This window comes from Neobacillus drentensis (assembly GCF_036965645.1).
Taxonomy (GTDB): domain Bacteria; phylum Bacillota; class Bacilli; order Bacillales; family Cytobacillaceae; genus Neobacillus; species Neobacillus drentensis_D.
The window spans coordinates 8,405-19,759 of the sequence record NZ_JBALPZ010000120.1 but is presented as its reverse complement, the minus strand read 5'-3'; the positions used below and the strand labels follow the sequence as shown (position 1 = coordinate 19,759).

The following is an 11,355-nucleotide window of genomic DNA, read 5'->3' as shown; positions in this document are numbered from 1 at the left end:
AAAATACTCTTGCTTGACAATCTGAGCAGCCGCATGGCTGAATTTTTGAAATTAAACTAATTTGCTATAAAAAATCATTTTTGAAATAATAAAAGAAAAGTTAGAAATTGGATTTATAGGGAATAATCATTACATAGTGTAAAAGTAAGTGAGGTGGCATACCTTACCTTTGTAAGGTGCGAGATGATTTGGATGAACGTTTTAATAATCGCAATCCTGATTACCTTTACTGCATTTTTTGTCGCTTCAGAATTTGCTATGGTAAAGGTGCGGACGACTAGAATAGATCAGTTAATTTCAGAAGGAAACAAAAAAGCAGAATCTGCCAAAAAAGTCATTACAAATTTAGATGGGTATTTATCAGCCACACAGGTAGGAATAACGATAACTTCCTTAATCTTGGGCTGGTTAGGTGAGCCAACAATTCGCGGACTTTTAGAACCCCTTTTTAAGTGGATACAATTTCCGCCATCATTGAAACAAGTGATCTCATTTATTCTCGCTTTTTCTATCATTACTTTTTTCAATGTTGTTATTGGTGAACTGGCACCAAAGACGTTTGCGATTCAAAGGTCAGAACAAATTATTATGCGTTTTGCAAAACCATTGATCTTTTTTTATCGGTTGATGTATCCCTTTATTTGGATTCTAAATCGATCTGCTCGGTTTGTAACGGGACTTTTCGGCATTAAGCCGACTTCTGAGCAAGAGATTGTCTTATCTGAGGAAGAACTGCGGATGATTCTGTCACAAAGTTACGAAAGCGGCGAAATTAATCACTCCGAATACAGTTATATGAATAATATTTTTGAATTCGATGATCGAATTGCAAAAGAAATTATGGTACCAAGGACTGAAATTGTCACTCTTTCAAGGGATGCCAGCATGGATGAAATTATTGATATTGTCCGCGAGGAAAAATATACCCGATATCCCCTCATTGATGGTGATAAAGATAATATTCTGGGAGTAGTGAACATAAAAGAGGTCCTTACCGATTGCATTCAGCAGAAATGCACAGGGGAGCACCCCCTTATCCCTTACATCAAACCAGTAATTCATGTAATAGAAAATATTCCTATTCAAGAATTATTAGTAAAATTGCAAAAAAACCGTTCACATATGGCTGTTTTATCCGATGAATACGGTGGTACTGCTGGAATTGTCACCGTTGAAGATATTCTCGAGGAAATAGTCGGTGAAATCCGTGATGAATTTGATTTAGACGAGCTCCCGCTTATTCAAAAAAAGGGAGAAAATCATTATATTTTAGATGGGAAAGTCTTAATAAACGAGGTGAATGACCTTCTGGGAACTACGCTTGAAGAAGAGGAAGTAGACACGATTGGCGGATGGTTTTTAACTCATAAATTTGACGTTAAACAAGGGGATACAATTGAAAAGGATGGATTTACGTTTCAAATAAAAGAGAATGAAGGCCATCATATCGTATTTATTGAAGTGAGTAAGGCCGTTCCAAGCGCCTCCGAATAGTGAGGCGTTATCTTCAGGGAAAAATATTCCGAATATTTAGTTTTTATCACATATTGGCTATATTTCCCCATAAAATATAAGTATAAACTACTATCTAAACTATAACGTTTGACTGTACAGTTTAATTTCTTTATAATTATTGTTAATTTATAAAATGTAGAGGTGGTAAGATGGGGCTGTCTATCGGATTGGTGAAATAGCAGAAATAGCGCATTTGTCGAAACGCACCATTGACTATTATACGTCTATAGGCTTGTTAAATGCAGAACGCTCTAAGTCAAATTACCGCATTTACTCAGATGAAGCATTGGATGATTTGAAATTTATAGAGGAATGTAAATGTCTGCACTTTCCATTAGACGAGATTAAGAGAAAACTAGAAATGCGCAAGGCAAAAAACCTTCGTGAATCAGAGGTTGAAAAGCATGTAAGTGCTGTAACGCAGCAAATGAAGCAGCTGCATAGCGACCTTTTTGACCTCATTCCTATTTTAGAAAAATTGGATGAGGAACAAAAGGAAAAGCTGACCAGCAATCTTAGTTTGCTTCGAGCAGTTCTTATGAAATCACTTTTAAGTGTTACGACTTAATTTTTTTTAATAACTGGGAGGTGACACCTTACCCGTCTAACAACGGCTAAGGGAACTTATTTGGACATATTTAACTTGGTGATTATAGCCATTTTAATTGCCTTAACTGCCTTTTTTGTAACTTCGGAATTTGCAATCGTCAAAATCAGAAGTTCAAGAATTGATCAGTTAATTGAGGAAGGAAATTCGAAGGCAGTTTCAGCAAAAAAGGTAATATCGAATTTAGACGAGTATTTATCAGCCTGTCAATTAGGTATTACGATTACAGCTTTAGGTTTAGGTTGGATTGGAGAATCGACAATTGAACATATATTAGGTCCGCTCTTTCTAAAAATGAACATTCCAGAGAGCGCGACTCAAATATTATCGGTTGGGATTGCTTTTGCTCTTATTACCTTCCTGCATGTTGTAGTTGGAGAACTAGCCCCAAAAACACTTGCTATTCAAAAGGCTGAGCTGATTACCTTGATTGTGTCACGTCCGCTTATTTTGTTTTACAAAATAATGTACCCTTTTATATGGGTATTAAACGGTTCCGCACGGATTGTTTCCAGTATTTTCGGTCTTAAACCGGTATCGGAAAATGAAATAGCCCATACCGAGGAAGAACTTCGAATTATCCTTTCTGAAAGCTATAAAAGTGGCGAAATTAACCAATCAGAGTTTAAGTATGTAAATAAAATTTTTGAATTTGACAATCGGATTGCCAAAGAAATTATGGTACCTCGAACAGAAATGGTCTCTTTGTCAAAAGACGATTCATTAGAAACATTTCTTCAAGTCTTACGAGAAGAAAAATTCACAAGATATCCTGTTATTGATGGCGATAAAGACCATATTATTGGCTTAATCAATATTAAGGAAATCATGACTGATCTAATAGGTAATGAAAATCTCTCATCACAGACTCTTGAAAACTATACTCGTCCAATTATTAGAGTCATAGAAACGATTCCTATTCATGATTTATTAGTTAAGATGCAAAAGGATCGAGTTCATATGGCGGTGTTAATGGACGAATATGGGGGAACATCAGGACTTGTGACGGTAGAGGATATCCTCGAGGAAATAGTCGGTGAAATTCGAGATGAATTTGATATGGATGAAATTCCAGAGATTCGCAAGATTAAAGAAAATCATTATATTATCGATTCAAAGGTTTTAGTGAGTGAAATTAATGATTTATTAGGTGTTGAAATTGATGATGAAGATGTTGATACAATTGGCGGTTGGATTCTTACTGAGAATTATGAAGCTAAAGAAGGCGACATCATCCATCACGAGTCCTATACCTTCAAAATACTTGATATGGAAGAGCATCATATCAAGTATATTGAAGTAACTAAAAATGCAAATAATGAAGAATCAAATGCACCACAATTAGTAACAAAATCAGAGGTTCTTTCATAGTAGAATAGGCCGAATCATTCGGTCTATTTTTTTTACTATCTTTTTATTTTTTGGCTGTGTAAAGGTATTGTTGATTTTGAAACGATGTTGATTGGAGCGGAAATCAACAACTAAGTTTAAGACAGCCAACTTTATAATAGGCAAAAATAAAAAGACTGTTGAATAACAGTCTTTACTAAGTATTATTTATTTTTTGAAATGATCATTTCTTCCTCTAACTTTGCGATTTTAACTAAATGAGAATCAAGACGGCGGTTTACATGCTGAAGTTCAATACCATGTGTCTCTTCAATCCGATGCAGCGTATCTTTAATATCAGACAAATCAATCTGATTAACTTCCACTCTATGCTCAATACTATCCATTTTTTCTAATCTAGAGAGTCTTTTTTCAATGGTTTCTAATGTAGCATTAAATGTTTGGATTAAGCTTTTTAAATCCAGTTCGTTCTCTGGCAGCTTTTCAAATTCTTTCCCCATTGAACAAACCTCCCTTCTATTTGTACTTTTATTTTAACATCATTTTCACTATTTATATGTTACAAAAACAGCACATTCGTATACAAAGGATATATTCCCCTGTCTATTCATAAAGAGAACTTCCTACAAAAAAGTGAACAATTCATTAATCATTCAATTAATGTGAATATTATCACATTAATTTCAATATAAATATTGTAGTCTTACACTATAAGGGTTAGGGAGCGCTTACATAATAATCTTATCTTCTTCTCCTTCCTTATGACGGATATTAACTTTAAAAGGTTGGTGTAAAATATGTTCATATCAATCGATGAAAAAGCAGCTTTATGGTTCACGAAGGAATTTGAAATGAAAGAGCCAATTAGTATACGCCTTTACCCACAATATGCCGGCTTTGGAGAAAAAAATAAAGGATACAGCCTGGCCTTTTCAGCTGAGCAGTCCTCGGATGCCTGTTATACACAAGTACTAAATGGAATCACTTTTTATGTAGAAGGGAACGATATTTGGTTCTTCGAAAACACGGAGACTTACTTGACTTTCGATGAGTTACTTAAGGAAATTCAAATTTACTATAAGGACACATCAGTCATTCATTAAATAAGGAAAGAGACCAGCCGATTAAGGAGTGGCTGGTCCTTTTAAAATCTATCCTTGTTTACTTACACTCCAAAGGCTGTATCTCCACCTTGTACGATAAATTTATCTAATCCTTCCTTACCATCCACCTTAGTGCGACTGCTTCTTTCTCTGTATCCTTTCTCTCCGTTTATGGTTCTCAAGAATATTAACTTGTAAAAACAATATCCATAATTTAAAACTGACTGATTTTTTTTGTATAATAGAGATGTAATAAATTTCCTCTTGCTAATAATTCCTCACTTTTTAAGTTTGGTAAGAAAGGAGTTGGTCATCATGGCATCTGGTATTGCCCCTGGAGGCATTAAAATGGGAGCAATTCTCGAAAACTGGTATGAAATAGATTCAACCTTTACCTTAATAGGGATATTTTTGGGAATCGGATTTGGTGGACTAACCATTTATTCAATTATTCATAAATATAGTAAAATGCCGGTAGAAAAAACGAATCTTGATAAAAAATCAAATCTTGACTCTTTTAACCAGTATCCAACAATCGAGGTTACGCTCGAACAAGTCCGAAAAGCCGTAAGAGCCTATTCTGACACCCTTCCTAAGGGAGTTTTCCGCACCATCTTAGTCCAAGATGATCATAGCATTGACTTTGAGAAGCTAGCTCCCCATCTTGGTGGAATTCCTTCGAAGAAATTTTATATGTCGAAGGAGACCTATGATTTATTCGAGGAAAATGAAAAACTTATACCAATCGAAATGGATATGGTCCAAAAGGCGGTAGACCAATACGTGAAAGACCATAAAGAATATCCAATGTTGAAGTTTGACCCGCAGCACAGAGTAAACTATTATTTGCTCCTACAAGAACACTATCTAAAAAAGGCTCCGGTTACCCAATTTTACATTACCGATTTAGACGGACTAATCACACATATCAGCCCTTATAAAAAAAACTCCTCTCCACTTTGAGAGGAAATTTTTTTCTTTTGGGTAGTTTTTTTTGCTTTTCTTTCAACTATATTGAGATAATAGCAATGACTAATATTTTTAAATTTTAAAACGAGGGGTACAAAAATGGTAAAACAGAAAAATAAATCGCAGCATTTAGCGACTATTTCTCTTGCAATCATGGGAATTGGATTTATTGCAACCATTCCATTACAAGATTCATTTTGGGGTAATATCCTCCAAGGTGGTTTTGAAGCAGGGCTGGTCGGAGGATTAGCAGATTGGTTTGCTGTAACAGCTCTTTTTCGACATCCGCTGGGTGTTCCAATTCCTCATACGGCGCTACTGCCAAAGAACCGGCATAGAATTACGGAAGGCATTATTTCTATGCTTGAAAATGATTGGCTTACAAAAGAAAGTATTCGAAAAAAAATTAATACAATTGGTTTTACCAAAAGGTTTATAGAAGTAGCAGAAAGTGAAATCATCTCCACTTCGGTTCAAAAAAATATCGTCACTTTTATTCAAAACTTAATAAAAAAAGTAGAGGTAAGAAAGTTAACGCCAATTATTGAACAAGAACTAAAAGCTAAGTTAGAAGACTTGGATGTAAAAAAATACTTGCCCTTGCTTATTGAACAAGTAACTGAACGTAAATATGACGAAAAAACCCTTGATTACATTCTCAAGGAAATCGACGAGTGGGCCGCGAAAGATTCAACTAAATATAAGCTCGGCGGAATGGCAGTGAATGCGGTAGAAAACATCAAAGCGGACGGCTTCATGCAATTCGCCCTAAAATCTTTTAGTAATCTCGTTAACGAAGAAAAGTTGGGTAATATTATCCAAAATTTAATCCAAAAAGGGGTTGCTAGTTACCGCGATCCCTATAACGCTAATCGGCAAACGTTATTGATCCATGTCCGAAACAAACTTGAATCAATAAAGACGGACGAAAAAATTTATGAAGAGCTTTCTAATTTAACATCACATGCAATAACTAAATGGGACCCCAAAGAGCAAATTAATGATATATTAGATCAGTTTCAGCAAAAAGCTATCGATTTCGTTGCAGATCCTGCCTTTCTCGATTCTTACTTACTGCCATTTATAAATGACAATCTAGTTGCATTAAAAAACAACACAGAAAAAACAGATGAAATAGATACCTGGATTAAATCAAAACTATCATCCTTTGTCGACAAAAATCATTCTAAAATTGGTAAGCTTGTTAAAGAGAATTTAGACAGATTGGACGATAAAACATTGATCAACATGGTAGAAACTAACGTTGGAAAAGATCTGCAATGGATCCGAGTCAATGGAGCGGTTTGCGGATTTTTGATAGGACTTATCTTAGTCGGATTTAGAGCTTTCTTTTAAAATTGCCTTAAACTATTAAGGCTTTTTTTTTGCCATTATTCTAAAATCACTACTAAAAAAAATAGTTCTTTTTCAGGAACCCCTTTCATATTTAGTACTATAGTCATATTTTTAAAAACATAAGGGGGCAGGAAAAATGGCGGTTAAGTTGATAAAAATTTCTGTAGTGTATTTTGTTATTGGGGTGCTTATTGGTATGTATATGTCGATGACGGAAACCTTTGATTTTACACCTGTTCATGTGCATATTAATTTATTAGGATGGATGTCAATGGCACTTGCCGGACTAATTTATGTTGGTTTTCCAAGTGCAGCTGAAACCACACTTGCAAAGGTTCATTTTTGGCTTCATAATATCTCACTCCCTATTATGATGATCGGGCTGGCTCTTTTAGTCTCAGGTGTAGATAGTGCCGGCCCTGCAGTTGCAGTTGGTGGTACCTTAATGGTTATCGGAATCATAGTTTTTGCGATAAACATCCTGAAAAATGTAAAGCAATAATCTTGCCCCAATCCATTTTTTTAAATAGTCGAAGACACCGAAACGGTGTCTTCTTTTTTAAGGATTTACCGTTTATAAATCTCTAATAGTTTCTTTCTTAGTTTGTCCTTCTCTTCATTCGTTTTTCTATAATCATATTGATAAATTGCCCCCTCCCAATCGCCATACATTGGATTTGGGAAAACAATCAGCTTACGGCCAAACTCAGCCTGGCGTTTGTCCACCTCTTGAGATCTATCTGAAACGGTCAACCAATCAAACCCTCTGAAATCACCTAAATTATCTCCAAAGAACAAGAGAATGTCGTGTGTTTTTGCAATTTGGATACGGCGGGTTTCCTTTCCTTTTTCGCCTGGTTGTTGTAATAACACATGCTCACTCCTCACTTGAGGAGCACCCACATTTATTAAATTTTTCATGGTTGGTACCTTTTGTACTTGGTCGCGATTAGATACGTAGAATATATCGACTCCTCTTGCATTAGCATATTGCAAGAATTCAATTGCACCTGGCAAGGCCTTTGCTTCCCCACGTGTAAACCATTCATTCCATCCGAACGGAACTCCTTTTCCATTAAGGACAAACCACGCCTGATACGGACTGTTATCAAGGATCGTCTCATCAATGTCTAGGACAATGGCGGGTTTTAGTCCTGTTGTTTTTGGGCGGTCCCTTAATAGTTCATCTAATCGCATTCTGCCCAGGTTGTAACCTTGATAATATAAGGCTCTTGCTTCGGCTGAGGTTTGAAACCAAAGTACGGACATGGTATTTTGTTCATAAAGGTTTATCGAAGACCTGTCATTTGCTTCAGCCTCTACTTTTAGACTTGAGAGTGAGAGAACCATTATTACAGTCAAAAACCAACCTGTCTTCTTCTTCAATCAATACCCTCCTTTTCTTTTTCACTCTAATAGTATGTGAAAGAATGAAACATCCTAGCATTTGAGCATTAGGTATTCGTAAAAAAAAGCAGCAAGTCCAAAAAGACTTACTGCTCTTTTCCTGCTTATATGATTCGTTTTTTTACATTAGTTTCAAGCTTATCCCGTTTGTGAAATCCTTTGATATAATAAACAGCTACTAAGAAGATCAGGAATAGCGGTCCAATCACTAAAGCAATTCTTGTATCAGGGTTATAGGCCATCAATCCTATGACAAACGCTAAAAAGGCTAAGGCTAGATAAGACGTATAAGGAAATAATGGCATTTTATATTTTAGTGCCTTCACTTCACCTTGATTAAGAGTTTGGCGATAACGGATTTGAGATAAAAGAATGACACCCCATGTCCAAATCGCTCCAAACGTAGCAATACTCGTAACCCAAGTAAACACCTTTGCAGGGACAATATAATTTAGGATAACCCCTATAAGTAAAGCTCCGGCAGAAGCAACTACAGCCACTCCGGGAACACCGCTTTTGGAAACTTTACCGAAGTTTTTAGGAGCCTCACCATGCTCAGCAAGGTTAAATAGCATCCTAGCCGTACTGAAAATACCACTATTACAAGATGAAAGGGCTGCAGTTAGAACAACAAAGTTAATAATTCCCGCCGCCCCAGGGATGCCAATTTTTTCGAAAGTAAGTACAAATGGGCTTCCTTTCGTACCAATTTCTTCCCAAGGATAAATCGCCATAATCACAAACAGTGCTCCAACATAAAATAGAAGAATTCTCCAAAAGACTGTATCTATTGCTCTTGCAAGCGACTTTTCTGGATTTTTCACCTCACCTGCTGTAACCCCGATCATTTCAATTCCCAAGTAGGCAAACATAACCATTTGCAGGGATAATAACACACCTTTTATTCCATTCGGGAAGAAACCGCCATGCTCCCATAAATTCTTGACACCAGTTGCAATTCCGCCATTACCAAAACCAAAGATAATCATCCCAGCACCGATGAGAATCATAGCAATGATCGTAATAATCTTAATTAAGGCAAACCAAAATTCTAATTCTCCATAAGCTTTAACAGCAAGGAAGTTGACAGACGCCATAATGACAAGTGCTGCTAATGCCCATATCCATCTTGGAACAGCTGGGAACCAATATTCCATATAAATACCGATAGCAGTAATTTCAGCCATACAAGTAACGACCCATAAAAACCAATAATTCCAACCTGTTATATATCCAGCCAGTGGTCCTAAATAATCGCGCGCATACTTACTAAATGACCCAGCTACCGGTTTTTGAATCGCCATTTCACCTAAGGCTCTCATAATGAAAAACATGATTAAACCACTAAATGCATAACCAGCCAAAATACCTGGTCCCGCCATTTTAATCGCAGATGCTGAACCAAGAAATAATCCTACCCCAATAGCTGCACCGAGAGACATTAATGTTATATGTCTTTCCTCTAAACCGCGATGAAGTTCTTTGTTCTGAGAGTTTTTCCCCATCTATGAATCTCCTCCTGAAAAAGCTTCAATTTCCCACTTATCCACTTGTTCGTCTTTGACAAAAAATAATTATTGAATTATTATCATACTACTTATCCGCAATTAATGCGACCGACCATCCTCCTCTTTTTTTATATTGTTAGCGCTTTCAATTATACTGAAAAAATTTTGAACTTTTTCTGACATCATTTTAACATTTATGTGAACAATCTTTTTTGTAGAATAACGAGAAATTTACGATAACTTTTTGTAGAATTAAACTAAAGTATAATATTATTTCCTGATAGACAATGTGGAGGTTTTCATTTTGAATACTAGACAACATGATCCGTTTAAAACCACTTTTGATAGTTTAGAAGAATTTGCTGATTTAATAAGCCAGGTTTTAAATTGCCCGATTACTATTGAGGATGCTAACCATCGACTACTTGCCTATAGCACACATGATGAACGGACTGATCCCGCAAGGATCTATACCATCATCGGAAGAAGAGTGCCCGAGAAGGTGATAAATCAATTATGGAAAGAAGGAACCATTCCGGCTCTGCTTCAAACCCGTGAACCAATCCGTGTTAAAAAAATAGATGAAATTGGACTTCATAATAGAGTTGCTATATCTATTTGGAAGCAAGATGAGGTATTAGGCTTTATTTGGGCAATAGAAATTGACAAAACCTTAACAGAAGAGGATTTTGACTTACTCAAAAAAGCGGCAGATTCGGCAAAAAATAAACTCTTACAGCTTCAAACAAGGAAAAATAAAAAAGAAGAACATTCCCAGGAATTCTTCTGGAAACTACTAACAGGTCACTTGAAGGGTGAAAAGGACATCTATGAGCGTTTTCATGCGTTGAAAATTACTCCCTCCCCTTCCTTTGGCATTGCGGTATTTCAATTTCCAGATAACATAACAAGTAAAGTAGAACAAAACATCTCTTATTTATTAAAAACCAGTCAAATGATGAAGATTTTGCTCTATACAATTGACTGTAATCAACTTATTGTCTTAATCTCCGCTGCTAATAAAAATGAGCATTATCAAGAGTTTAATGGTTTTGTTCAGACCTTTGTTTCGACAATGGACGAACGGTTCGATATAAAAGGAATCACTCCTGGATATAGCAGTATTTATGATGATTATCAAAAAATTGGCCAAGCATATAAAGAAACCTTAAGTGTTTTATCCATAAAAGAAAAATTTCCAGAAGAAACAAAAGAAATTTTCAATTATCAAAAGCTGGGAATATATCAACTTTTTGAACTTATTTTGGAAAAAAGACAAAGCGAATTCTCTGAAAATTATTCATTAAAAAGACTGCAAGAATATGACCAAAGACATCATAGTAATTTAGTTGAAACGTTAGAGGTTTTCTTAAATAAAGATAACAATATAAATGATGCCGCTAAGGAACTAAATGTTCATGCCAACACTCTCAATTATCGGTTAAAGCGGATTTCTGAAATTGGCGATGTGAATTTTAAGGACCCTAGCCAGAAAATGCTTCTCTATGTTGACCTAAAGCTGGAGAAATATAAATAGATT

Annotated in this window: 11 protein-coding genes; 8 read left to right on the top strand and 3 right to left on the bottom strand. The window is 35.8% G+C overall.

Annotated features, from left to right (window positions below):
* Positions 1–183: 183 nt before the first annotated feature.
* The 3 genes from V7266_RS20885 (at position 184) to V7266_RS20875 (ending at position 3,493) form a co-directional block, all read left to right on the top strand.
* Complete coding sequence (locus V7266_RS20885; protein WP_335470562.1) at positions 184–1,494, top strand: hemolysin family protein; 1,311 nt, start codon at positions 184–186, stop codon at positions 1,492–1,494.
* Between the two features lie 187 nt (positions 1,495–1,681).
* Positions 1,682–2,083, top strand: coding sequence for a MerR family transcriptional regulator (locus V7266_RS20880; protein ID WP_335470624.1), 402 nt, complete (start codon positions 1,682–1,684; stop codon positions 2,081–2,083).
* A gap of 60 nt (positions 2,084–2,143) precedes the next feature.
* A complete protein-coding gene (locus V7266_RS20875; protein WP_335470561.1) occupies positions 2,144–3,493 on the top strand; it encodes a hemolysin family protein in 1,350 nt (449 codons plus the stop codon).
* Positions 3,494–3,675: 182 nt separating this feature from the next.
* On the opposite strand, the gene V7266_RS20870 is transcribed toward V7266_RS20875, so the two are convergent.
* Positions 3,676–3,972: a hypothetical protein gene (locus tag V7266_RS20870; RefSeq protein ID WP_335470559.1), complete on the bottom strand. Its 297-nt coding sequence runs from the start codon at positions 3,970–3,972 to the stop codon at positions 3,676–3,678.
* Positions 3,973–4,269: 297 nt separating this feature from the next.
* Here V7266_RS20870 and V7266_RS20865 point away from each other — a divergent pair, with 297 nt between their 5' ends.
* The 4 genes from V7266_RS20865 to V7266_RS20850 all read left to right on the top strand — a co-directional run bounded on the left by V7266_RS20865 (position 4,270) and on the right by V7266_RS20850 (position 7,402).
* Entirely contained in the window at positions 4,270–4,575 is a 306-nt protein-coding gene (locus V7266_RS20865) for a HesB/YadR/YfhF family protein (protein WP_335470557.1), read from the top strand.
* A 315-nt stretch (positions 4,576–4,890) separates the two neighbouring features.
* A complete protein-coding gene (locus tag V7266_RS20860; protein WP_335470556.1) occupies positions 4,891–5,538 on the top strand; it encodes a DUF3939 domain-containing protein in 648 nt (215 codons plus the stop codon).
* A gap of 105 nt (positions 5,539–5,643) precedes the next feature.
* Entirely contained in the window at positions 5,644–6,900 is a 1,257-nt protein-coding gene (locus V7266_RS20855) for a DUF445 domain-containing protein (protein ID WP_335470554.1), read from the top strand.
* A gap of 136 nt (positions 6,901–7,036) precedes the next feature.
* Positions 7,037–7,402 carry a cytochrome-c oxidase gene (locus tag V7266_RS20850; RefSeq protein WP_335470553.1) on the top strand — a complete coding sequence of 122 codons (366 nt, stop codon included), beginning with the start codon at positions 7,037–7,039 and terminating at the stop codon, positions 7,400–7,402.
* Positions 7,403–7,467: 65 nt separating this feature from the next.
* On the opposite strand, the gene V7266_RS20845 is transcribed toward V7266_RS20850, so the two are convergent.
* Both V7266_RS20845 and alaP read right to left on the bottom strand, forming a co-directional pair.
* Positions 7,468–8,286, bottom strand: coding sequence for a 5'-nucleotidase, lipoprotein e(P4) family (locus V7266_RS20845; RefSeq protein WP_335470551.1), 819 nt, complete (start codon positions 8,284–8,286; stop codon positions 7,468–7,470).
* A gap of 125 nt (positions 8,287–8,411) precedes the next feature.
* Positions 8,412–9,812, bottom strand: coding sequence for an alanine permease AlaP (alaP, locus tag V7266_RS20840; RefSeq protein WP_335470549.1), 1,401 nt, complete (start codon positions 9,810–9,812; stop codon positions 8,412–8,414).
* Between the two features lie 307 nt (positions 9,813–10,119).
* Between alaP and V7266_RS20835 the strand changes: the two genes are divergently transcribed.
* Complete coding sequence (locus V7266_RS20835; protein ID WP_335470548.1) at positions 10,120–11,352, top strand: PucR family transcriptional regulator; 1,233 nt, start codon at positions 10,120–10,122, stop codon at positions 11,350–11,352.
* The last annotated feature ends 3 nt before the right edge of the window (positions 11,353–11,355 follow it).

Bases quoted from the DNA above. Each gene is read 5' to 3' on its own strand.
- V7266_RS20885 (WP_335470562.1), top strand. From the start codon at position 184: ATGATTTGGATGAACGTTTTAATAATCGCAATCCTGATTACCTTTACT.
- V7266_RS20870 (WP_335470559.1), bottom strand. From the start codon at position 3,972: ATGGGGAAAGAATTTGAAAAGCTGCCAGAGAACGAACTGGATTTAAAA.
- V7266_RS20865 (WP_335470557.1), top strand. From the start codon at position 4,270: ATGTTCATATCAATCGATGAAAAAGCAGCTTTATGGTTCACGAAGGAA.
- V7266_RS20860 (WP_335470556.1), top strand. From the start codon at position 4,891: ATGGCATCTGGTATTGCCCCTGGAGGCATTAAAATGGGAGCAATTCTC.
- V7266_RS20855 (WP_335470554.1), top strand. From the start codon at position 5,644: ATGGTAAAACAGAAAAATAAATCGCAGCATTTAGCGACTATTTCTCTT.
- V7266_RS20850 (WP_335470553.1), top strand. From the start codon at position 7,037: ATGGCGGTTAAGTTGATAAAAATTTCTGTAGTGTATTTTGTTATTGGG.
- alaP (WP_335470549.1), bottom strand. From the start codon at position 9,812: ATGGGGAAAAACTCTCAGAACAAAGAACTTCATCGCGGTTTAGAGGAA.